The sequence below is a fragment of the Streptomyces sp. NPDC079020 genome (assembly GCF_044542225.1).
Lineage (GTDB): Bacteria > Actinomycetota > Actinomycetes > Streptomycetales > Streptomycetaceae > Streptomyces.
This window is the reverse complement of the sequence record NZ_JBITUB010000004.1, coordinates 206,217-227,826: the sequence shown is the minus strand read 5'-3', so window position 1 is coordinate 227,826 and position 21,610 is coordinate 206,217. Positions and strand designations below refer to the sequence as shown.

Here is a 21,610-nt window from a genome sequence, read left to right as displayed (position 1 = left end):
CTCCGGCAGGGGACGCGGACGAGGGCAGCACGGGGAGTACGACGAGCGCGGGGAACACAGGGGTCCCGGCGGGTGCGGGGAGCGCGGGAGGCCCAGGTGGCTCCGGGCGTGCGGGGGGCGCGGGTGGCGGCGCTCCTGAGCCCGGCGGGGGCACCGGAGGCGCGGGCGGGGACGGTGACGGTGCGGCTGTCGGCCGCGCGGGGGCGTGGATACGGCGCCACGGTCCCTCGACGCTCGTCGGGTCGGTTCTGGTCGCCGTCGTGGGCGCGGCGGTGACGGTGGGCCTGACCGCGCTGCTCGGGGACGGCAGCGGCGGCGGGGACGCCGGCGGTGCGCCGGGCTCGCCGACGGCATCCGTGCAGACCACGGCGGCGGCCGACCCGAAGTCCCCGCCCAGCTGTTCGGGTGAGGGATGCACGGGGCTCGACCCCAAGACCACCGGCTGCGGCGACAGCGGGAAGACGGTGGCGTCCCAGTTCGCGGGCACCATGCACCTGGAGATCCGCTACAGCCAGGGCTGCCGGACCGTGTGGGGCAAGCTGACCGGGGCGGAGGTCGGCGACACCGTCGAGATCCAGACATCGCCCACGCTCCGCCAGACCGCCAAGGTGCGGACCGGCCACACCCAGTACACGCTGATGCTTCCCGCTCCGAAGGAGTTCACCGCGCAGGCGACCGCTGTCGCGGTCAACGGGACGGTCGTACGGGAGGTCCCGAAGGGGCACATCCTGAGTGCCGGGGCCGACAGCACGGATCTGCCCGCCGGGGAAGCGGCGAAGAAGCCGGAGACCGAGGAAGCGGCGAAGAAGCCGGAGGCCGGGGCGGGGACGGGCCGGGCTTCGTGACCCGCGCTGCCCCCGCCCCCCGGGGGGGCAGGGGCACCGGAAGGCGGCGGCCGGGTCAGTGCCGGTCGTCCAGGCCGTTGTTCTCCCCGTCGCCCGACTCGGCGTCGGCCTGCTTGGCCTGGACCTCGGGGTCGAGCACCGTACGGCCGCTGCCGTCGACCGAGGTCAGCGGGTTGCGCTCGTCGGACACCTCGGTGGGAGCGGGGGGCTCGACCAGCCAGTCCGGGTTGGCCTGCTTGTCCCACCACCGCCAGGCGACGTACGCGCCGCCCGCCACGATGCCGAGCACGGCGACGCTCTTGGCCAGCCGGCCGGCCCTGGCCCGCCGCTCGTGCTTCCTGACCAGCTTCTGGATCTCCTTCGCCGTGACCTGTCCGCGCAGGGCGGCCAGCGCCGCCGTGCCGCGGGCGGTGGCCTCCTCGGCCATGGGCTGGGCCACGGCCACCGCGTGCTCCACGCGGGGCACGGTGTAGTCGGCGGCGCTCCGGGCGGCCCGGCGGGTGCGGTGCGCGGCACGGTGCGCGGCCTCGTCGACCTTGGGCGGCACATGGGTCAGGGCCTGCTCGATGTGCGGTGCGAGATGGGACGCGTACTGGGCACGGGCCTGGTGGGCCGCCTTCGTCACCTTGGGCGCGAGCCGTGCGCGCGCCTCCGAGGCATAGTGCGCGGCCTGTTCCCTGGCCGTGTCGGCATAAGGCGCCACCACTTCCGCGGCGTGCTGCGCGCTGTCCTTCGCCGAGTAGGTTGCGGCGCGCACGCGGTCAATGCGGGTCACGGGATCCTCCTCCTTGGTGGCGGGTAGGTACTCCGCCTTTCCGCCCAATTCGAAATCATGCCTCTCAGGGTCCTGAGCGGCATGCGGGGCAGGCATCCGGGTCATGAACGCCTTCTTCGGGGCAATGCGGTGCAAGCGGAGCGTTCCGACGACAATGCCACGGATCGGCGGCGGGCGCGTGGCTTCGGCGGGCACTCGGCCGCAGTTGTCCCGGCCGGGACCGCCGGACCCGGCGGGGCGCCGCAGGACTCGCGCGGGCGCCGCTCCCGGGCGCTGACGGCACGCCGCCGGGGGTGGTCCGTGCGAGGATCGGTGCACGCCAGTGAAGACTTACGGAAGGCAGATCGTGGCCGAGCAGCTTTACGCCACCTTGAAGACCAGCCAGGGCGACATCGAAATCCGGCTTCTGCCGAACCACGCGCCCAAGACGGTCAGGAACTTCGTCGAGCTCGCCAAGGGTGAGCGCGAGTGGACCCACCCCGCGACCGGGAAGAAGTCCACGGACAAGCTGTACGACGGCACCGTCTTCCACCGGGTGATCAGCGGCTTCATGATTCAGGGCGGCGACCCGCTGGGGAACGGCACCGGTGGTCCGGGCTACGAGTTCGCCGACGAGTTCCACCCGGAGCTGGCCTTCACCAAGCCGTACCTGCTGGCGATGGCCAACGCGGGTCCGGGGACGAACGGCTCGCAGTTCTTCCTCACCGTGTCGCCCACCGCGTGGCTGACCGGCAAGCACACCATCTTCGGTGAGGTCTCCAACGAGGCCGGCAAGAAGGTCGTGGACGCCATCGCGGCGACCCGGACCAACCCGCGCACCGACCGCCCGGTGGAGGACGTCGTGATCGAGTCGGTCGTCGTCGAGAGCCGCTGACGGTCCGCGCGGAACGCCCGCCCGTACGCCGGAGGCGGCCGACGGTCCACGAGGGCCGCTGACGGTCCGCCCCGGAGGGAACCAACCGCCCTGCCCGTCCGTACTGTTACATAGCGGACGTGCAGGGCGGCGGCGTGTGCGCCACCGCCACGACGAGGACCGAGAGGCAGGCCAGGACCGATGGACCAGCAGCCGGCAGACCAGATGCCGTCCGGGGACGGCGGCGGTACGCCGACCTGCTACCGCCACCCGGACCGGGGGACCGGTATCCGCTGCACGCGCTGCGAGCGCCCGATCTGCACCGAGTGCATGATCAGCGCTTCCGTCGGCTTCCAGTGCCCGGACTGCGTACGGCAGGGCACCGGCACCGGACACCACCCGGCCGCCAGCCGGCCGCGCACGCTCGCGGGCGGCAGGGTCGCGGCCGACCCGCGGCTGATCACCAAGATCCTGCTCGGCATCAACCTCGCGGTGTTCCTCGCGGTCTGGGTCACCGGGCGTGACCAGTCCTGGCTGGCCGACGATCTGATGCTGCTGGGCCGGGCCTGGGACCCCACCCCGCCGCCGGGCAGTATCGAAGGTGTCGCCGAGGGCCAGTGGTACCGGCTGGTGACGTCGATGTTCCTGCATCAGGAAGTGATGCACATCGCCTTCAACATGCTGGGGCTGTGGTGGCTCGGCGGTCCGCTGGAGGCCGCGCTCGGCCGCGCCCGCTACCTCTCGCTCTATCTGCTGTCCGGACTCGCCGGAAGCGCCCTGACGTACTGGATCGCCGCGCCGAACCAGGGCTCGCTCGGGGCCTCCGGTGCGATCTTCGGGCTGCTGGGTGCCACCGCCGTCATGATGCGCCGGATGAACTACGACATGCGGCCGGTTCTCGTGCTGCTCGCGCTGAACCTGCTCTTCACGTTCACCTGGGGCGGTATCGCCTGGGAGGCGCATGTCGGTGGTCTGATCGCGGGCACAGTGATCGCGATCGGCATGGTGCACGCCCCGCGCGAGCGCCGTACGGCCGTGCAGTACGGGACCTGTGCGCTGGTGCTGGTGGCGGTCCTCGGGATCGTCCTCGCCAGGACCGCATCGCTCACCTGACCGGTTTTCCGGCCCCCGTCCGCAAAGTTGTCCACAGTGTGCACAGGATCTTGTGCACGGCAAGGGGAACACGTGTTCCCGTTGTCGCTGAGTAGGGTCTTTCCCGCAGAAACAAGGGGTGCAGCCTCCCTCGAAGAGGGAGGCTGCAGTCACATCGGCGTCAACTTCGGTGGAAGTTATCCACAGATCGTCTGACCTTTTCCCCTGCCTGTGGATAACTCTGTGGGTAACTTCAGGGCAGGGCTTGCGCTACTTCCACTGAGTGGATACGCCGAAGCCGCCGGCGATGAAGCCGAAGCCCACGACGATGTTCCAGTTGCCCAGGGCGTCGATCGGGAGCTCGCCGTCGGTCACGTAGAAGATCACGATCCAGACCAGCCCGATCAGGAAGAGGGCCAGCATCACCGGCGCCACCCAACTGCGGTTGGTCAGCTTTATGTTGGTTGCCTGCTTCGCCGACGGCGGCGTGAAGTCGGCCTTCTTGCGGATACGTGACTTCGGCACGAGGAACTCTCCTGTCGATGCGCTGCGTGACCGCGCAGGGATCGGTGGCTGGCGCCGGGGCGAGGCGCGAGGGGGAATGCTGCCTCCCCCGGGCGTCCGTTAGCGTAGTGCTTCCATGGCGCCTGAGGAGATAAGGGTACGTTGAGCAATTCTGCCGACTCTCCCGACGGCCCGGTCGGGCACACCTCCAAGTGGCCGGTCCGGGGGCTCACCGCTGCCGTCTTCGCCCTGGCCGGACTGATCTTCGTCACCAGTGCCAACACGGCCAAGGGCACCAACATCCGCAGTGACTCCTCCCTGCTCAAGCTCTCCGACCTGATCAAGGAGCGCAGCGAGAACAACGCCGGGCTCAACGAGTCGACGGCGGCCCTGCGCGCGGACATCGACGCCCTCGCCCAGCGCGACGACGGCAGCACCAGGGCCGAGGACGCCAAGCTGAAGGCCCTGGAGAAGGCGGCCGGCACCACGAAGATCACCGGCGGAGCCGTCAGCGTGACGCTGAACGACGCGCCGCCCGACGCCACCGCCAACCCCGGCTACCCCGATCCCCAGCCCAATGACCTGGTCATCCACCAGCAGGACCTCCAGGCCGTCGTCAACGCGCTGTGGCAGGGCGGGGCCCGCGGCATCCAGGTCATGGACCAGCGGCTGATCTCCACCAGCGCCGTCCGCTGCGTGGGCAACACCCTGATCCTCCAGGGCCGGGTCTACTCCCCGCCGTACAAGGTCACCGCGGTCGGCGACCCGGGCAGGCTCCGGCAGGCGCTGAACGACTCCACGGCGATCCAGAACTACCAGCTGTACGTGAAGGCGTACGGACTCGGCTGGAAAGTGGAGGAGAACGGGGCGGTGACTCTTCCCGGTTACTCGGGCACAGTGGATCTCCACTACGCGCAGCCTGTGGAGTAAGCCCCGGGGAGGCCGGCCGGTGACGGTACGAGTGATCGTCAGGACCTTCAGCGAACTCTGTATCACCGTAGGCACCTTGATCGTGCTCTTTGTGGCCTATGTGCTGTTCTGGACCGGAGTGAAAGCCGCCGACGCGGCCGAGGGGCAGATCGACACCCTCCAGAACCGGTGGGCGCAGGGGGCCGTGCCCGGCCCCGCGCCCGGCCCCGACGCTCCGGCCGACCCCGATGCCCCCGCCGCCCCGGCCGCTCCCGCCCCGGAGGCGTACCGCGGCGGGAAGCCCTTCGCGATGATGTACATCCCCCGCTTCGGCTCGGGCTGGGAGTGGCCGGTCCTGGAGAACACCGAGGTCAGGACGTTGCAGAAGGGCCTCGGGCACTACAGAGGGACCGCCCGCCTCGGCGGCACGGGCAACTTCGCGGTGGCCGGGCACCGCCGGACGTACGGGGACCCGTTCAAGGACTTCCCGAAACTGCGCACCGGTGACGCCGTGCTGCTGACGGACGGGACGACCTGGTTCACGTACCGCATCGCTTCCCGGCCCTACCGGACCGTGCCCGGCGACACCGCCGTCATCGACCCCGTCCCGCGGAAATCGGGTTTCGACGGGCCGGGGCGCTATCTGACGCTGACCACCTGCGAGCCCGAGTGGGGCAGCAGCCACCGGCTGATCGCCTGGGCGCATCTGGATGCCACCCGGCCGGTGACGGACGGCAGACCACCGGCTTTCCACAGCTGACCCACGCTCCGGCCCCGGCCCTTTAGTCTGGTGGCGTACCGAATGGAGGGGTCGGCGTGTACGGATGGATCTGGCGGCATCTGCCGGGCAACGCGTGGGTGCGGGGTGTCATCTCGCTCGTGCTGCTCCTCGCGGTCGTCTACGCGCTTTTCCAGTACGTCTTCCCGTGGGCGGAGCCGCTGCTTCCGTTCGGTGATGTGACGGTCGACGGCGAAGGCACCAGTGGAGCGGGGACCGGTCGGTGAGCGCACGCATTCTTGTCGTGGACAACTACGACAGCTTTGTCTTCAACCTCGTCCAGTACCTCTACCAGCTCGGTGCGGAGTGCGAGGTGCTGCGCAACGACGAGGTGACGACGGCACACGCCCAGGACGGCTTCGACGGCGTCCTGCTCTCGCCGGGCCCCGGCACCCCCGAGCACGCGGGTGTCTGTGTCGAGATGGTGCGGCACTGCGCGGACACCGGAGTTCCGGTCTTCGGCGTCTGCCTCGGGATGCAGTCGATGGCGGTCGCGTACGGCGGTGTCGTGAACCGCGCTCCGGAGCTGCTGCACGGCAAGACCTCCCCCGTGACCCATGAGGGCAAGGGAGTGTTCGCGGGGCTGCCGTCACCGTTCACCGCGACGCGCTACCACTCGCTGGCCGCCGAACCGGGCACGCTGCCACCCGAGCTGGAGGTCACCGCCCGCACGGCGGACGGCATCATCATGGGGCTGCGCCATCGCGAACTGGCGGTGGAGGGCGTGCAGTTCCACCCCGAGTCGGTGCTCACCGAGCACGGTCACCTGATGCTCGCCAACTGGCTGGAGCAGTGCGGTGACGCGGGAGCCGTCGCGAGGTCGGAAGGGCTCGCGCCGGTGGTGGGCAAGGCCGCCGCGTGACTCCCCTCCGCCCCGAACCCGATGCCGGGCAGGAGGACCCGTACGCGCAGGGAGCGCACGGGACCGACGGCGCGTTCGAGGCGGCGGTGGAACAGCTCGCGGACCCGCTGAACGATCCGCTGCCGGGTCAGCATGCCTCGCCGTGGTTCCGGGCGGACAACATCCCGGCCCAGCAGGCCCAGCAGGCCCAGCAGGCCCAGCAGGCCCGGCAGGAACAGCCGGATCTGCGGGCGCCGCACGGGTCTGCGCCACAGGGGGTGTCCCAGGGGCCTCAGAGGCCTCAGGAGGCCCCGGTCGAGTGGTACGACCCCGAGGGCTACCAACGGGACCGGTACGGGCAGCAGGAGCCGCCCGCCCGCACTCCCGCCGCCACGCCCGCTTCCGCAGCCGCCCCCGGGCCCGTTCACGCCCCCGCAGGGCCGGTTCACGCCCCTGCGCCCGGCCCTGTGGCCGCACCCGTGCCGCATCTGCCCCCGGCGGACGACGAGACCGTCGGGCTGCGGACCGCGGACACCCGGCGCCCGCGCGAAGCCGACGAGGCCGGGGGCGGGCGGGGGGCGGTGCCGGATCCGGACGCCGTACCGGCCTCCGGATCCACGCCCCTGCCGTCCGAACCCCGTACCGGAGGGCGCGCCGAGCGCCGCAAGGCCGCGAAGGGCCGTGGCAGGCGCCGTCCGGTACCGCAGCCCGGACCGGAAGCGGAGGCGGGCGACCCGGCCGTGCCGGCGGTTCCCCTGACACGGATGGAGGCGCGGCGCGCGGCGCGTGCGGCCAAGGACAGCCCGGCGGTCGTCGCCAGCCGGGTCGTGGGCGAGATGTTCATCTCGCTGGGTGTGCTGATGCTGCTGTTCGTCACGTATCAGCTGTGGTGGACCAACATCCGTGCCGACCAGATAGCCGGCAAGGAGACGCACAAGATCCAGGACGACTGGGCCAACGGGGCACGCAAGCCCGGGGTGTTCGAGCCGGGCCAGGGCTTCGCGATCATGCACATCCCGAAGCTCGACGTGGTCGCGCCGATCGCCGAGGGCATCAGCAAGGAGAAGGTCCTCGACCGCGGCATGATCGGCCACTACGGCGAGGGCAAGCTGAAGACCGCGATGCCTTCGGACAAGCAGGGCAACTTCTCGGTGGCGGGTCACCGCAACACACACGGAGAACCTTTCCGGTACATCAACAAGCTGCAGCCCGGTGACCCGATCGTGGTCGAGACGCAGGAGGCGTACTACACGTACGAGATGGCCAGCGTCCTTCCCCAGACCTCGCCGTCCAATGTCGCGGTGATCGGTCCGGTGCCGCCCGGTTCGGGCTTCACCAAGTCGGGCCGGTACATCACCCTCACCACGTGTACACCGGAATTCACGAGTACGTACCGTTTGATCGTCTGGGGCAAGATGGTCGACGAACGGCCGCGCAGCAAGGGAAAGCCCGACGCTCTGGTGGGCTGAACATCATCACGACAGGGACGGGTGCGGTGGCAGCGAGGACCGAGCACGAAGAGCGGACGGACGAGCCCGCGCCCCCGGTACGGAGCAGGAGCCGGCATCCCGTCGCGACGGCCATCAGCGTCTTCGGTGAACTGCTGATCACCGCGGGGCTGGTGCTCGGCCTCTTCGTCATCTACTCGCTGTGGTGGACGAACGTGCTCGCCGACCGTGAGGCCGACAAGCAGGGCAACACCGTCCGCGACCGCTGGGCGGACGGTCCGGGCGCCCTGGACACCAAGGACGGCATCGGCTTCCTGCACGTACCCGCCATGAAGAACGGCGAGGTGCTGGTCAAGAAGGGCACCGACACCAAGACCCTGAACAGCGGCATCGCCGGCTACTACACGGACCCGGTGAAGTCGGCCCTGCCCTGGGACGAGCAGGGCAACTTCACGCTGGCGGCGCACCGGGACGGACACGGTGCCAAGTTCCACAACATCGACAAGGTGCGCACGGGCGACGCGGTCGTCTTCGAGACCAAGGACACCTGGTACGTCTACAAGGTCTACAAGGAGCTTCCGGAGACCTCGAAGTACAACGTCGATGTGATCGAGCCGGTGCCGAAGGAGTCGGGTGTGAAGAAGCCCGGCCGCTACATCACGCTGACGACCTGCACGCCGGTCTACACGTCGAAGTACCGCTACATCGTGTGGGGCGAGCTGGAGCGTACGGAGAAGGTCGACAAGGACCGTACGAAGCCGGCGGAGCTGCGCTGAGAACGGGGCCGCCGCGCCGGAGCGACGCGGCGGCCCCGCCCGCAGGTGCGCCACGGCGCCCTTCCGCGTCCTCGATGTGGCTCTCGCCATAAATCGGGAAAACGAGTCGTAGAGAGACGTTTTCCCGGCGGCGCACATCAAATGTGACGTGCAATAAGGCTGTCAAATTGCGCAAGATCGGCCTTTCTCGCATGTGGTGGGAGTGCTTTGTTAAGTGCTTGCAGGGTGCTGTGCGATTCAGTAGAGTTCGCGCGGAGCTTGTGGCACTTTCAAGGAAAGTAGTGAAAAGGATATTCGACAGAATTGCCATGGTGGCAGCCATGCTCGCCGGTGGTCTCCTTTTCTCGCCCGCAGCGCACGCGGCCGGTTACGGATGCGGCGGCTCCGAGATCGACTCGTACGCGGTGAAGACCTCCGGTGGAACGGTCTATGGCTACATCCACCTCTACTACGACTCGTCCACCGGCAAGAACTGTGCCGTGAACGTGGCGACGGCGGCCGGCGGCGCCGGAACCGCCACGGTCAAGAACGTGTACATGGCGCGCTGTGTCGCCGGGAGCACGGCGGGCAAGGGATGCTCGGTCGACCTCGCCCTCTACGACCCCCCGTTCGGATCCTCGACCAAGTTCACCTCTTATGCCGGACCGGTCTCGTTCAATGCCGCGGGGCGCTGCATTCTGATCGGCGGGGCGATTGCCTCTCCTGCGGGGAATGTGGGCAGTTACAGCAGTCTGGCCACCCACTGCGGTTAAGCTTTTCTTCAATTACGCGCATTGATTTCCGGCCCGAAGTCGCACATGTTTGATGCGGCTTCGGGCTTTTTTGTGTGGGCCCCGGAATATTCGCCGGCACATTTCCCGTGCGGTCCTCGTCAACGACGGAGCCCCGGTCCCCGCCGGCGAGGGCGTGGACCGGGGCTCCGGGCTGAGCGGATGAAGCGGCTATCGGCCGGACGGGCCGCCGAAGATGTTGCCGTCATGCGCGGTGAAGAGCGTGACCTTGCTGTTCCTGTCCACCGGGCTGTTGGGTCCGGGGTTGCTCGTGACCACCTTGGCGTTGGGGTTGCCGGGCGAGCCCGGTCCCAGTTCGACCACCAGTCCCATGGCCTCCAGCTGTGCCTTCACTTCCTGGAAGGTCTTGCCCGCGATGTCGCCGGGAATGGTGACCTGCTCGGGGACCGCAGGCCCCTTGGAGACCTTCAGGACGATCTGGACGTCCTTCGCCGCCTTGCTGTCCCGGGCCGGCGTCTGCTCGGTGACCTGGCCCGCCGGCTCGTTGGAGTCGACGTCGGTGCGCGAGATGTTGGTGAAGCCGAGGTTCCTGAGCTGGGACTCCGCGTCCGCGAAGGACCTGCCGACCACGCCGGGCACATTCTGTGTCGCCTTCTTGGCGATCGTGATCGTGACCTCGGACTCCTTGGCGGCCTTCGAGCCGCCGTCGGGCTTCTGGTCGATGACGGTGTTCTCCGTCTTGGCGGACTCGACCGTCTTGACCACGACCGTGAAGCCCTTGTCCTCCAGCGCCTGCCGGGCGCCGTCCTCGGACTTCTCCAGGACGTCGGGGACCTCGATCTTCGGCGCGCCGGTGGAGACGACGACCGTGACGGTCCCCTTCTTCTCCATCTTGCCGCTGTCCGGCGTCTGGCTGCAGATCAGACCCTTCTCCTGGGTCTCGCAGGGCTCCTTGGAGCCGATCTTGAAAACGACATCGGACCTCTTCGCGAGCGTCTCTGCCTCCTCGACCGTGGAGCCGACCATGTTCGGCACGCTCACCTGGCCGTCGTCGGCGGTGGGGCCGAAAACGGCGCGGCCGATCAGGATCGCGCCGACGAGCACCAGAACGCCCGCGACGATCAGCAGGATCGTCGAGGTGTTGCTCTTCTTCTGGCGGCGGCGGTCCGGGCGGTCGTCGTATCCGTAGCCGTCGTCGGCACTGACCGGCGGCAGCATGGACGTCTGGCCGCTGTTCGGATCGGCCTGGCGCAGCGCCGTGGTGGGCTGGTCGTTGCCGTAGGCGTCGTAACCGCCGTAGCCCGCCGCGCCCATCGCCGCCGTGGCCGCGACCGGCTGTCCGTCGAGGCAGGCCTCGATGTCGGCGCGCATCTCGTCGGCGGACTGGTAGCGGTAGTCGGGGTCCTTGGTCAGGGCCTTCAGCACGATCGCGTCCATCTCGGGCGTGATCTCGGGGTCGAAGTTGCTCGGCGGCTGAGGCTCTTCGCGTACGTGCTGGTAGGCCACGGCGACGGGTGAGTCCCCGACGAACGGCGGCCGTACCGCGAGGAGTTCGTAGAGCAGGCAGCCGGTGGAGTACAGGTCGGAGCGCGCGTCGACCTGCTCGCCCTTGGCCTGCTCGGGGGAGAGGTACTGGGCGGTGCCGATGACCGCGGCGGTCTGCGTCATCGTCATGCCGGAGTCACCCATGGCGCGGGCGATGCCGAAGTCCATGACCTTGACCTGGCCGGTGCGCGTCAGCATGACGTTCGCCGGTTTGATGTCGCGGTGGACGATCTGGGCGCGGTGCGAGTACTCCAGTGCCTGGAGGATGCCGACCGTCATTTCGAGCGTGCGCTCGGGCAGCAGTCTGCGCCCGGAGTGCAGCAGCTCCCTGAGCGTCGACCCGTCCACGTACTCCATCACGATGTACGGGATGGAGACCCCGTCGACGTAGTCCTCGCCGGTGTCGTAGACAGCGACGATCGCGGGGTGGTTGAGCGAGGCGGCCGACTGGGCCTCACGGCGGAACCGGGCCTGGAAGGACGGGTCGCGGGCGAGATCCGCCCGGAGCGTCTTCACAGCCACGGTGCGGCCGAGCCGGGTGTCGTGCGCGAGGTAGACCTCGGCCATGCCACCACGGCCGAGCACCGAGCCCAGCTCGTACCGGCCGCCGAGGCGACGCGGCTCTTCCATAACTGTTCCAGCCCTCTCCGTCAGTCCCGACCGCACCCGTGTGTGGTCCGGCGGTGCGCTGTTCGCGCATACGCTACCGGGCACGCCCTACGTCATCAGCCCGCACCCGTCAGCTGATATCTGACCGGTATCCCGATGTCCGGTTATGGCGGTCGCTGTGACGGGTCTCACTACTTGCTGTCGATGACCGCCTTCATGACGTCCCGTGCGATCGGGGCGGCGAGACCGCCACCGGAGATGTCGTCCCGGTTGGCCTGCCCGTCCTCGACCACGACGGCGACAGCGACCGGGGAGCCGTTGCCGGTCTTGGCGTAGGAGATGAACCAGGCGTACGGCTTCTCGCTGTTGTTCAGACCGTGCTGGGCGGTACCGGTCTTGCCTCCGACAGTGACGCCGTTGATCCGGGCGTTGGTTCCCGTGCCGTTCTTGACGACGGTCTCCATCATCTGCTGGACCTTCTGGGCGTTCTCCCCCGAGAGCGGCTGGCTGAGCTGCTCCTTCTTGTGGGTGTAGATCACGTCCAGGTTGGGCGCCTGGCGCTCGGCGACCATGTACGGCTGCATGAGCTTGCCGTCGTTGGCGATGGCCGAGGCCACCATGGCCATCTGGAGCGGGGTGGTGCGGTTGGAGGCCTGGCCGATGCCCGCCATGGCGTTCTGCGGCCTGTTGTCCTTGGGATAGATGCTCGCGTCGGCGCGGACGGGCATGAAGACTTCCTTGTTGAAGCCGAACTTGTCCGTCTGCTCGATCATCTTCTCGTTGCCGAGGTCGTCGCTCATCTTGCCGAAGACGGTGTTGCACGACCAGCGGAGCGCTTCCCGGAGCGAGGCGTTCTCACACGGGATGCTGCCCTCGTTCTTCAGGGGCGTGGTCGACTGCGGGAGCGTCCAGGGCAGCGGGGAGTTCGTCTTCTCGTCGATGTCGTCGTAGAGACCGTTCTCCAGCGCCGCGGCGGCGGTGACGACCTTGAACGTCGAACCGGGCGGATAGGTCTCGCGCAATGCCCGGTTGAGCATCGGCTTGTCCTTGTCCTTCAGGAGCTTCTGCCGGGCGTCGGAGTCCTTGAGCGAGTTGCCCGCGAAGACGGAGGGGTCGTACGAGGGGGTGCTCGCGAGGGCCAGGATGGCGCCGGTCTGCGGGTCCAGGGCGACAACGGCGCCCTTCTTCCCGCCGAGCCCCTTGAACGCGGCCTTCTGCGCGGCGCTGTTCAGGGTGGTGACGATATTGCCGCCGGTCTTCTTGTCACCGGTGAACATCGACAGCGTCCGGTCGAAGAACAGCTGGTCGTCGTTGCCGGTGAGGATGCCGTCCTCCAGGTTCTCCAGCTGGGAGGAGTCGAACGCCTGGGAGGAGTAGCCGGTCACGGGAGCCCACAGGGGCCCGTCCTTCCAGACCCGCTTGAACTTGAAGTCGCTGTCCTTGGTCTCGACGGACCCGGTGACGGCCTTGCCGTCCACGATGATGTCGCCGCGCTCGTGGGCGTACCGCTCGATCTGGACGCGGCGGTTGTGCTTGTGGCTGCTCAGCTCGTCGGCGCGGACGTACTGGAGCCAGTTGTCCCGGATCAGCAGGGCGAGGACGAGGATCCCGCAGAAGATGGCGATCCGGCGCAGCGGCTTGTTCACGGTCGGACCACCTGGGTCATTTCGGCGTCGGATGAGGGTGCGGGGGCCGGTGCGGGGCGGCGGGCGGTGTCACTGATCCGGAGCAGGATGCCGATCAGGGCCCAGTTGGCGATGACGGACGAGCCGCCGGCCGCGAGGAAGGGCATGGTCATACCGGTCAGCGGGATGAGGCCCATCACACCGCCGGCGACGACGAACACCTGGATCGCGAAGGCGCCGGAGAGCCCGATGGCCAGCAGCTTGCCGAAGGGGTCGCGGGCCGCCAGCGCGGTGCGCACGCCGCGCTCGACGATCAGCCCGTACAGGAGGAGGAACGCCATCATTCCGGCGAGCCCGAGCTCTTCGCCCACGGTGGCGAGGATGAAGTCCGTGTTCGCCGCGAACAGGATGAGGTCGGAGTTGCCCTGGCCGAGTCCGGTGCCGAGCGTGCCGCCGGAACCGAAGGACATCAGTACCTGGGCCATCTGCTCGCTGGCCGCGTGGGTTCCCCAGCCGCCGAACGGGTCGAGCCAGGCGGTGACACGGTCCTGCACATGCGGTTCGAAGGAGGCGACACCGACGGCGCCCGCCGCCGACATGGCCAGTCCGAAGACGATCCAGCTGGTGCGCTCGGTCGCCACGTACAGCATGACGATGAACATGCCGAAGAAGAGCAGTGAGGTGCCGAGGTCGGTCTCGAAGACCAGGATCAGGATGGACATCGCCCAGACCATCAGGATCGGTCCGAGGTCCCGGCCGCGCGGGAGGTACATACCCATGAAGCGACGGCTGGCGAGTGCCAGGGCGTCGCGCTTGACCATCAGGTACCCGGAGAAGAACACCGCGATGATGATCTTCGCGAACTCACCGGGCTGGATGGATCCGAGGCCGGGGATGGTGATCCAGATCTTCGCGCCGAACTGCGCCGGGAAGAACATCGGCAGGATCAGCAGGATCAGCGCGAGCACCATGGAGATGTAGGTGTAGCGCTGGAGTATGCGGTGGTCCTTGAGCAGGATCAGTACGCCGATGAACAGGGCGACGCCCATCGCCGAGAAGATCAGCTGCTTGGACGCCGCGGGCGCGAAGCTGGGCAGCCTGAGCAGCCGCTCCGACTGGTCCAGGCGCCAGATGAGCGCCAGACCGAGGCCGTTGAGCAGCGTCGCCAGCGGCAGCAGCAGTGGATCGGCGTACTTGGCGAACCGCCGCACCGCGAGGTGGGCCACGCCGCCGAGGAGGGCGAGCCCGGCCCCGTATCCGAGCATGCCGGAGGGCAGTTCGCCGTTGAGGGCGAGACCCACGTTGGCGTAGGCGAACACCGAGATGAAGACGGCGAATACAACCAGTGCCAGCTCGGTGTTGCGACGGCTCGGTGCGTCGATCGCGCCGATGGTGGTCGTGTTGGTGACAACGCTCATGGTGCTGAAGGCCCCCTACGGCTTTACTGCTTACCGCACTGCGGGACCAGCTTCTTCTCTTCCTCCGAGAGGCTGGGGCCAGGAGTGGGAGTCGCTGCGGTCGGCTTGGTCGCGGTGCTGGCGGACGTGGAGGACGTGACGGAAGTCCTGGTGGCGGGGGCACCCGCGGTGCCGCCCGCTTCGCCCTCGCCGGTGCGGGCATCGCTGTCCGCCTCGGCCGCGCGGCGCTGCGCGTCCTTCTTGCATGCGGAGGCCTGGAGGGCGAGTTCGCCGACCTTCTTGCGGGCCTCGGCGATGCTGCCCTCGGCGATGGTCTCCTCGACCTGCTTGCGCTGGTACGGAGGGAGGTACTTGAGCTCGATCTCGGGGTGGTCCTTCTCGACCTCCGAGAGCGAGACCCAGGCGAGGTCCTGGCTGATGCCGCGGAACAGCGCGACGTTCTCGTTCTGTGTGCCGACGTAGTACTGGGTCTGGGTCCAGCGGTAGCCGCCGTACAGACCGCCGCCGATGACGGCCAGCGCCAGGACGACGTACAGGGACCGCTTGACCCACCTGCGGCCGCCGGGTTTGACGAAGTCCTCGTCGGTGTACGAGTCGAAGGAGTCGTCCGGCATTCCGCCGTAGCCGACGTCGCCGCTGCCGGGCGGGCCGAAGCCGCCGGAGGGCGGCGGGACGGTGCGGCCGAGGCCGGCCGCGCGTCCCGCGGGGGTCTGCATGGCTCCGCCGTCGTTCAGCTGGGCGGCCTGGTTCTCGGCGACCGCTCCGACGATGACCGGGGTGTCGTTGAGCTGCCCGGCCAGGGTGTCGTTGCTGTCGACGTCCAGGACGTCGGCGACGATGCAGGTGATGTTGTCGGGGCCGCCGCCCCGCAGAGCGAGCTGGATGAGATCCTGGATGGTCTCCTGCGGGCCCTGGTAGCTGGCCAGGGTCTCTTCCATCGTCTGGTGCGAGACAACGCCGGAGAGGCCGTCGGAGCAGATCAAATAGCGGTCGCCGGCCCGGACTTCACGGATGGAGAGATCGGGCTCGACATGGTCCCCGCTGCCCAGCGCCCGCATCAGCAGGGAGCGCTGCGGGTGGGTGGTGGCCTCTTCCTCGGTGATCCGGCCCTCGTCGACGAGCCGCTGCACCCAGGTGTGGTCCTGGGTGATCTGGGTCAGTACGCCGTCGCGCAGGAGATAGGCGCGGGAGTCGCCGACGTGGACCAGGCCGAGGCGCTGCCCGGTCCAGAGCAGGGCGGTGAGCGTGGTGCCCATGCCCTCCAGCTGGGGGTCCTCCTCGACCATCATGCGCAGCTGGTCGTTGGCCCGCTGGACCGCCGTACCGAGCGAGGTGAGGATGTCGGAGCCCGGTACGTCGTCGTCGAGCTGGACGAGCGTGGAGATCACCTCGGAACTCGCGACCTCACCGGCTGCCTGGCCGCCCATGCCGTCGGCGATGGCGAGAAGGCGGGGGCCGGCGTAGCCGGAGTCCTCGTTGCCTTCCCGGATCATGCCCTTGTGCGATCCGGCGGCGAAGCGCAGGGACAGACTCATGCGCACCTCGCCCGTCGGCTCGGGGTACAGCCGGTCTCGAGCCACACTGCCCACCCTCCGGTCGGGAGCCGGGCGGCGTCCGTCGCCGGGCCCGCCGCGGCTCGCTCGCTCCGCTCGCTCATTGTCGTACTACTTCCGCAGCTCGATGACGGTCTTGCCGATACGGATCGGCGCGCCCAGCGGAACAGGTGTCGGGGTGGTGAGTCGGGTCCGGTCGAGATACGTGCCGTTGGTGGACCCGAGATCCTCGACGATCCACTGGCCGTCACGGTCCGGGTAGATCCTGGCATGCCTGCTGGACGCGTAGTCGTCATCCAGCACGATCGTCGAATCGTGTGCCCGGCCCAGGGTGATGGTCTGGCCCTGGAGCGCGACCGTGGTGCCCGTGAGGGTGCCCTCGGAGACGACGAGTTTGGTGGGCGCCCCGCGGCGCTGGCGCCCGGACTGCTGGCGCTGCGGTGGCGGCGCCGTTTGTTGTTGTTGGCGTGCCTGTTGCGGGCGCGCGTCGGCGGCAGTGCGGCGTGAGCCGCGCTGCGTGACGCGCGTTCCGAACAGGTCGCTGCGGATGACCTGGACGGCCACGATCACGAACAGCCACAGAACAGCCAGGAAACCTAGCCGCATGACCGTAAGGGTCAGCTCTGACATTGCCCCCGCTTCACCCTTCGGCTTGCCGGTAAACGATGGTGGTGCTGCCCACGACGATCCGCGAGCCGTCGCGGAGCGTAGCGCGGGTGGTGTGCTGCCCGTCTACCACGATGCCGTTGGTAGACCCGAGATCCTGGATCGTCGAGGGCGTTCCGGTCCGGATCTCACAGTGCCGGCGCGATACGCCGGGGTCGTCGATCCGCACGTCGGCGTCGGTGCTGCGTCCCAGCACCAGCGTCGGGCGGGAGATCTGATGGCGGGTGCCATTGATCTCGATCCAGCGCCGTACCTGGGCGTCCGGCAGGGGGCCGGGCGTGCTCGGCGGGCGCCGGTCGCTCGAGGGTCCCGAGGGGCGTCCGGAGCCGGGCGGCGGGGCCGCGGGCATCGGCGGAGCGGCGCTCGGGGGGTAGCCGTAGCCGCCGGGGCCCTGCGGGGCGGCGGACCGCCCGGGGCCGGGGCGGTGCGGCTGGGCGGGCGCGGGGCCGCCGTGCTGGCCCTGCGGATCGTGCTGCGAGGAACTCGACGCGAGGGTGCGGCTGCGCACCCGGTAGAGCCCGGTGTCGAGGTCGTCGGCCTTCTCCAGGTGGACCTTGATCGGGCCCATGAAGGTGTAGCGCTGCTGCTTGGCGTAGTCGCGCACGAGGCCGGAGAGCTCGTCGCCGAGCTGGCCGGAGTACGGGCTGAGCCGCTCGTAGTCCGGCGTGCTGAGCTCGACGATGAAGTCGTTGGGGACGACCGTCCGCTCGCGGTTCCAGATCGTCGCGTTGTTGTCGCACTCGCGCTGGAGGGCGCCCGCGATCTCGACCGGCTGCACCTCGGACTTGAAGACTTTGGCGAAGGTGCCATTGACCAGACCTTCGAGACGCTGCTCGAAACGCTTCATGACTCCCATGGGGCACCTCCTCCGGTGTCGTCGTCCCTGTACTGCTTACTGATCGTATCCACGCGTCGGGAAATCGGCTGGTTCCCCTTGTCTGCCCTGTGGATGAGTGTCACCCCTCACACGGATCGTAGAGGTGGCCTCCTGACAGTGTCCCGCACACGGGGCGCTCACTGAAGGAGTGGGTGCGACGGCTCCGCGTTCCCGCTTCCCCTCCAGGCACCGGCGAAACAACGGATGTGAATCCACCCTGTCCAGCGTGCTAATCTTCCGGTTGTCGCCAGGCGCTCGCACCACACGGTGAGAGAGTCTGGAAACACCACTCATGCGCGAGTGGCGGAACGGCAGACGCGCTGGCTTCAGGTGCCAGTGTCCTTACGGACGTGGGGGTTCAAATCCCCCCTCGCGCACAAGAGAGCCCCCGCTTCGGAGAGATCCGGAGCGGGGGCTTCTTCGTTGTACGGACGTGATCTTGCCCCGCTGACGAAACCCGGCGGATGGGAGCCGGATGACGAAAGTCGTGGTGGCCCCCTGTCGGAAGAGGGGCGGCCGGTTCCTTCGGTGGGATGTGCCCACATCCGGCCGGATCTTACGTTCCGGATGACCGGAAAACGTGGGAACGGCGTGCGGAGAACGACACCTTTTATGTACATCGACACAGCACACAGCGGGATCGTCCATGGCGGCACGGTGCTCGGCGGGAGGCTGCCGAGCGGTACGGCCCTGCCGGTGGCGGCCGGACCGCCGGAGAAGGCGGGGCCCGACTACGGAGTCGGGGTGTTCCGCGAGATCACCCAGTGGGCGGCCGGGACCCCGGAGTGGATGCAGAAGCTGGGGGAACTCGTCACCGAGGGCGGGATACTCGTCTTCGTCGCCCTCTTCGTCCTCCAGTGGTGGCGGGCCCGCAGGGGCGACGACCGGACGATGGCCCTGGCTCTGCTCGGCCCCGTCGCCGTGGCGACGGTCTATGCGCTGAGCGAGATCATCAAGGTCCGGCTGCACGAGGAGCGCCCCTGCCGGGACATCCCCGGTGTCACGGTGATCGCACAGTGCCCGGAGCCGGGCGACTGGTCCTTCCCGAGCAACCACTCCGTCATCGCGGCCGCGTCGGCGCTGGCCCTCTTGTTCTCCTGGCGACTCATCGGGCTGCTGGTGCTGCCGCTGGCGGTGCTGATCGCGCTGTCCCGCGTGTACGTCGGTGTCCACTACCTGCACGATGTGGCGGCGGGTTTCCTGCTCGGGGCGGTGCTCGCGCCGCTGATGATGGCGGTCCTGGCGAAGCCCGGTACCCGGGCGGTCGGCAGGTTCCGCAGGTCCCGCGGACGTCATGGCGCGGGGATGACCGTGTGACGTGACATGACGTGCGACGTGATGAGCGGGTGACATGGACGAAGGCCGCCCGCGGGCGGCCTTCGTGGGTTCCACGGCTGCTTCGCCCCGCGGGCTTCATGCTCCCGCGGTCTTCCGGGTCCCGCGCTGTCCGTGGGGCCCATGAGCCTCGTGGTTGCTGCGGTGTCCGCAGGTCCGGCGGGCCTCGTGGTGCTGCGGTCGCGTGGGTCCTCAGTCCTCCTGGCCGGTCAGCCCGCACTCGTACGCGACGATGGCGGCCTCGACCCGGTTGCGTACCCCGAGACCGGTGAAGACGGCGCTCACGTAGCTCTTCACCGTGCCCTCCACGACGTGGATCCGCTGCGCGATCTCGGCGTTGGACAACCCGCTGCCGAGCAGGGCGAGAACCTGCCGCTCCCGCTCGGTGAGCGAGGCGACCTGGCGGAGCAGTGAAGCCCTGCGGGCGTCGCGGTGCCGGGTGGAGCCACGGTTCAGCTCCGCGACGACATGCCGGGCCACCTTCGCGGAGAGGCAGGAGGCACCGGCCGCGGCGGTGTGCACACCGGCCAGCAGTTCCCGCGGGTCACCGGACTTGAGCATGAATCCGGCGGCCCCGCCGGCGAGGGCACGGCTCACGTACTCGCTCTCGGAGAACGTGGTCAGCACGAGCACCGAGGTGCTGGGCGAGACACGGGTGATCTCCTCGGTCGCGGTGAGACCGTCCATGACCGGCATCCGGATGTCCATCAGGACGACGTCCGGCCGGTGTTCCAGGGTCAGCGCGATGGCCTCCCGCCCGTCCGCCGCCTCGGCCACGACCTCGATGGTGGGGTCGCTGGCGAGGATGGCCCGGAGCCCTGCCCGGATCATCGTCTCGTCGTCGGCCAGGATGAGCTTGACGGTGGGGATGGCTGGCTCCTCTTCAGCGGGGCGCGGGCGTCCCGGAGGACAGGGAATCGCGGTACCAGTCTCCGTGTCCGTTCAGCCGCGCCGTGACCGGGATCCCGCCGTGGCTCGTCACGGGCGTACGGGGAGGTCGTGGCGGGCGGGTGCGGCGTCCTCCAGGTACAGGACGGCCAGGGCGGCCACCTCGTTGTCCTGGCGCATGGTCACCTCTATGGGTATTCGGCCGTCGCGCCGGTCCGCCAGTACCTCGGCGCTGACAGTGCAGGGGCGGTCGAGTTCGACGTACCGGCGGAACTCGGCGTTCATGGACGGTACGAGGGCGTGTTCGAGGCCCGAGGCGAGCTGGGCGGCCTGGCGCATGGCCTCGATGATGCCCCGGCCGGGCAGGTGATCGCTCTGGCTGTCGAAGATGACGGGGTGGTTCGGGTCGGCGCGTAGCTGCCAGGAGGCGGTGCGGGGGGTGTCGGCGGTACCGGCGGGACTGGTGGGGCCGATGAGTTCGGCGGGGCCGGTGAGTCCGGCGGGAACCGCAGGAACGGTTTCGCCGGGGGACAGCATGACGTCCCGCTCGTTCTCCTTGCCCACACGGAAGGGCGGGATGGGGGTGCGCGGTACGTCGGCCGGATCCACGGCCCCGGGGCGCAGACGGCGATAGGCGGCCGCGGAGAGGCAGTTGGCGGAGGCCTCGCCCCGGCCGATCCGCAGGGGGCCCGCGAACAGGTCCATCTCTATGCGGATCGTGGCCAGCCGGCGGCCGCGCAAGGTGACTTCGGGGTTGCGTATGAAGGCTTTCGTGGGAGCCGGTGTGCCGGCGGTCCCGTGGAGGCCGGGCAGGGACTCGTACCGGAGGTTCCAGAGCAGGAACTGGTCGTCCATGGGTGCCTCGTAGACCATGTGCGCCAGGACGGTACCCGCCTGGCGGACCGTTTCCGCGATGAGCATGGGGTTCGCACGGCCCAGGACCGAACTGAACAGCGCATGTGTCGTTGGCCATTGGACGGTGAACTGATACGTGTCAGCATCGGACTGTCCGAAGTGTGTCAGCAGGACGTCCGAATCGTCGGACCGGTGCACGAGGTGCGGTGGTACGAGGCTCATGATGGGTGGCTCGCCGGTGGAGGGTGTGCGGCTGCGCATGCTCTGGTCCGGCCGAGCGGCGAGTGCGGTCACGCGATTTGCCCCTTTCACGTCGCGGGAGTCGGTTGACTTCCACGGTCCAGCAAATCCAAACCATGGGGTCGGTTTATTTATGCAATGAGTCTGCTGGCGAGTGGCAGTTGATGCTATGGGAGAAAGTGCTCAACTTGCGGGCCGACTGCTGCGCAAACCCCCGTGGTTCACGGGAAGAAGGGGGTTTTCCGTAGGGCAGGTGGGGTAGGGAGGCAGCGCATTGGCGACCCATCGGCGTAGTGCGCACCGCGCACTCGACGCCTATGGTCCAGTACATAAACAGACCGTTGGTCGGTTAGAGTGAAGTGCTTGCATACGCTGACTACTGATGCTGGATTGACGGTTGCTCGGTTGCTCGGCGCCAACGGCCGAGCGCACAGAACGTCCCGGAGG

Annotated in this window: 21 protein-coding genes and 1 tRNA gene; 12 read left to right on the top strand and 10 right to left on the bottom strand. The window is 68.8% G+C overall.

Features of this window, described 5'->3' with window-relative positions; translation table 11 throughout:
- The first annotated feature begins 260 nt into the window (after positions 1 to 260).
- Complete coding sequence (locus ACIGJO_RS10580; RefSeq protein ID WP_399955098.1) at positions 261 to 845, top strand: DUF2690 domain-containing protein; 585 nt, start codon at positions 261 to 263, stop codon at positions 843 to 845.
- 55 nt (positions 846 to 900) lie between these two features.
- Here ACIGJO_RS10580 and ACIGJO_RS10575 read toward each other — a convergent pair whose 3' ends face one another.
- Complete coding sequence (locus ACIGJO_RS10575) at positions 901 to 1,620, bottom strand: DUF5324 family protein (RefSeq protein WP_399955094.1); 720 nt, start codon at positions 1,618 to 1,620, stop codon at positions 901 to 903.
- A 346-nt stretch (positions 1,621 to 1,966) separates the two neighbouring features.
- On the opposite strand from ACIGJO_RS10575, the gene ACIGJO_RS10570 reads away from it, so the two are divergent.
- Positions 1,967 to 2,494 carry a peptidylprolyl isomerase gene (locus ACIGJO_RS10570; RefSeq protein ID WP_399955091.1) on the top strand — a complete coding sequence of 176 codons (528 nt, stop codon included), beginning with the start codon at positions 1,967 to 1,969 and terminating at the stop codon, positions 2,492 to 2,494.
- Positions 2,495 to 2,674: 180 nt separating this feature from the next.
- The gene (locus ACIGJO_RS10565; protein WP_399955087.1) at positions 2,675 to 3,586 is read left to right on the top strand and encodes a rhomboid family intramembrane serine protease; all 912 of its coding nucleotides are present in this window, start codon (positions 2,675 to 2,677) and stop codon (positions 3,584 to 3,586) included.
- Between the two features lie 249 nt (positions 3,587 to 3,835).
- On the opposite strand, the gene crgA is transcribed toward ACIGJO_RS10565, so the two are convergent.
- Positions 3,836 to 4,090: a cell division protein CrgA gene (crgA, locus tag ACIGJO_RS10560; RefSeq protein ID WP_266922201.1), complete on the bottom strand. Its 255-nt coding sequence runs from the start codon at positions 4,088 to 4,090 to the stop codon at positions 3,836 to 3,838.
- Positions 4,091 to 4,231: 141 nt separating this feature from the next.
- Between crgA and ACIGJO_RS10555 the strand changes: the two genes are divergently transcribed.
- From ACIGJO_RS10555 to ACIGJO_RS10525, 7 genes are all read left to right on the top strand, one after another.
- Complete coding sequence (locus ACIGJO_RS10555; RefSeq protein WP_399955084.1) at positions 4,232 to 4,999, top strand: DUF881 domain-containing protein; 768 nt, start codon at positions 4,232 to 4,234, stop codon at positions 4,997 to 4,999.
- A gap of 19 nt (positions 5,000 to 5,018) precedes the next feature.
- Positions 5,019 to 5,738: a class E sortase gene (locus tag ACIGJO_RS10550; protein WP_399955081.1), complete on the top strand. Its 720-nt coding sequence runs from the start codon at positions 5,019 to 5,021 to the stop codon at positions 5,736 to 5,738.
- A gap of 56 nt (positions 5,739 to 5,794) precedes the next feature.
- A complete protein-coding gene (locus ACIGJO_RS10545) occupies positions 5,795 to 5,983 on the top strand; it encodes a hypothetical protein (protein ID WP_399955078.1) in 189 nt (62 codons plus the stop codon).
- Positions 5,980 to 6,618, top strand: coding sequence for an aminodeoxychorismate/anthranilate synthase component II (locus ACIGJO_RS10540; protein WP_399955075.1), 639 nt, complete (start codon positions 5,980 to 5,982; stop codon positions 6,616 to 6,618). The genes ACIGJO_RS10545 and ACIGJO_RS10540 overlap by 4 nt, the downstream gene beginning before the upstream one ends.
- Positions 6,615 to 8,066, top strand: a complete 1,452-nt coding sequence (locus ACIGJO_RS10535; protein WP_399955072.1) for a class E sortase — start codon at positions 6,615 to 6,617, stop codon at positions 8,064 to 8,066. The genes ACIGJO_RS10540 and ACIGJO_RS10535 overlap by 4 nt, the downstream gene beginning before the upstream one ends.
- 26 nt (positions 8,067 to 8,092) lie before the next feature.
- Positions 8,093 to 8,821: a class E sortase gene (locus tag ACIGJO_RS10530; RefSeq protein ID WP_399955069.1), complete on the top strand. Its 729-nt coding sequence runs from the start codon at positions 8,093 to 8,095 to the stop codon at positions 8,819 to 8,821.
- A 311-nt stretch (positions 8,822 to 9,132) separates the two neighbouring features.
- Positions 9,133 to 9,573 carry a hypothetical protein gene (locus ACIGJO_RS10525; protein WP_399955066.1) on the top strand — a complete coding sequence of 147 codons (441 nt, stop codon included), beginning with the start codon at positions 9,133 to 9,135 and terminating at the stop codon, positions 9,571 to 9,573.
- A gap of 189 nt (positions 9,574 to 9,762) precedes the next feature.
- Here the strand turns inward: ACIGJO_RS10525 and pknB are convergent, their stop codons facing one another.
- The 6 genes from pknB to ACIGJO_RS10495 all read right to left on the bottom strand — a co-directional run bounded on the left by pknB (position 9,763) and on the right by ACIGJO_RS10495 (position 17,824).
- Complete coding sequence (gene pknB, locus ACIGJO_RS10520) at positions 9,763 to 11,727, bottom strand: Stk1 family PASTA domain-containing Ser/Thr kinase (RefSeq protein ID WP_399955063.1); 1,965 nt, start codon at positions 11,725 to 11,727, stop codon at positions 9,763 to 9,765.
- 170 nt (positions 11,728 to 11,897) lie between these two features.
- Positions 11,898 to 13,352: a peptidoglycan D,D-transpeptidase FtsI family protein gene (locus ACIGJO_RS10515; protein ID WP_399955060.1), complete on the bottom strand. Its 1,455-nt coding sequence runs from the start codon at positions 13,350 to 13,352 to the stop codon at positions 11,898 to 11,900.
- Complete coding sequence (locus tag ACIGJO_RS10510; RefSeq protein ID WP_399955057.1) at positions 13,349 to 14,749, bottom strand: FtsW/RodA/SpoVE family cell cycle protein; 1,401 nt, start codon at positions 14,747 to 14,749, stop codon at positions 13,349 to 13,351. Before ACIGJO_RS10510 ends, ACIGJO_RS10515 begins: the two co-directional genes overlap by 4 nt.
- Before the next feature lie 23 nt (positions 14,750 to 14,772).
- Positions 14,773 to 16,284: a Stp1/IreP family PP2C-type Ser/Thr phosphatase gene (locus tag ACIGJO_RS10505; protein ID WP_399955682.1), complete on the bottom strand. Its 1,512-nt coding sequence runs from the start codon at positions 16,282 to 16,284 to the stop codon at positions 14,773 to 14,775.
- 129 nt (positions 16,285 to 16,413) lie between these two features.
- Entirely contained in the window at positions 16,414 to 16,932 is a 519-nt protein-coding gene (locus tag ACIGJO_RS10500) for an FHA domain-containing protein (protein WP_266922212.1), read from the bottom strand.
- A 10-nt stretch (positions 16,933 to 16,942) separates the two neighbouring features.
- The gene (locus ACIGJO_RS10495) at positions 16,943 to 17,824 is read right to left on the bottom strand and encodes an FhaA domain-containing protein (RefSeq protein ID WP_399955053.1); all 882 of its coding nucleotides are present in this window, start codon (positions 17,822 to 17,824) and stop codon (positions 16,943 to 16,945) included.
- 315 nt (positions 17,825 to 18,139) lie between these two features.
- Here ACIGJO_RS10495 and ACIGJO_RS10490 point away from each other — a divergent pair.
- Both ACIGJO_RS10490 and ACIGJO_RS10485 read left to right on the top strand, forming a co-directional pair.
- Positions 18,140 to 18,222: transfer RNA gene (locus ACIGJO_RS10490), tRNA-Leu, on the top strand.
- A gap of 235 nt (positions 18,223 to 18,457) precedes the next feature.
- Positions 18,458 to 19,162 carry a phosphatase PAP2 family protein gene (locus ACIGJO_RS10485; protein ID WP_399955050.1) on the top strand — a complete coding sequence of 235 codons (705 nt, stop codon included), beginning with the start codon at positions 18,458 to 18,460 and terminating at the stop codon, positions 19,160 to 19,162.
- A 210-nt stretch (positions 19,163 to 19,372) separates the two neighbouring features.
- On the opposite strand, the gene ACIGJO_RS10480 is transcribed toward ACIGJO_RS10485, so the two are convergent.
- Positions 19,373 to 20,011 carry a response regulator gene (locus ACIGJO_RS10480; protein WP_399955047.1) on the bottom strand — a complete coding sequence of 213 codons (639 nt, stop codon included), beginning with the start codon at positions 20,009 to 20,011 and terminating at the stop codon, positions 19,373 to 19,375.
- A 147-nt stretch (positions 20,012 to 20,158) separates the two neighbouring features.
- On the bottom strand, positions 20,159 to 21,145 hold the full coding sequence (locus tag ACIGJO_RS10475; protein ID WP_399955043.1) for a ScbA/BarX family gamma-butyrolactone biosynthesis protein: 987 nt from the start codon (positions 21,143 to 21,145) through the stop codon (positions 20,159 to 20,161).
- Between the last annotated feature and the right edge of the window lie 465 nt (positions 21,146 to 21,610).

Bases quoted from the DNA above. Each gene is read 5' to 3' on its own strand.
- ACIGJO_RS10565 (WP_399955087.1), top strand. From the start codon at position 2,675: ATGGACCAGCAGCCGGCAGACCAGATGCCGTCCGGGGACGGCGGCGGT.
- pknB (WP_399955063.1), bottom strand. From the start codon at position 11,727: ATGGAAGAGCCGCGTCGCCTCGGCGGCCGGTACGAGCTGGGCTCGGTG.
- ACIGJO_RS10510 (WP_399955057.1), bottom strand. From the start codon at position 14,749: ATGAGCGTTGTCACCAACACGACCACCATCGGCGCGATCGACGCACCG.
- ACIGJO_RS10505 (WP_399955682.1), bottom strand. From the start codon at position 16,284: ATGAGTCTGTCCCTGCGCTTCGCCGCCGGATCGCACAAGGGCATGATC.
- ACIGJO_RS10500 (WP_266922212.1), bottom strand. From the start codon at position 16,932: ATGTCAGAGCTGACCCTTACGGTCATGCGGCTAGGTTTCCTGGCTGTT.
- ACIGJO_RS10495 (WP_399955053.1), bottom strand. From the start codon at position 17,824: ATGGGAGTCATGAAGCGTTTCGAGCAGCGTCTCGAAGGTCTGGTCAAT.
- ACIGJO_RS10485 (WP_399955050.1), top strand. From the start codon at position 18,458: ATGTACATCGACACAGCACACAGCGGGATCGTCCATGGCGGCACGGTG.
- ACIGJO_RS10480 (WP_399955047.1), bottom strand. From the start codon at position 20,011: ATGATCCGGGCAGGGCTCCGGGCCATCCTCGCCAGCGACCCCACCATC.
- ACIGJO_RS10475 (WP_399955043.1), bottom strand. From the start codon at position 21,145: ATGAGCCTCGTACCACCGCACCTCGTGCACCGGTCCGACGATTCGGAC.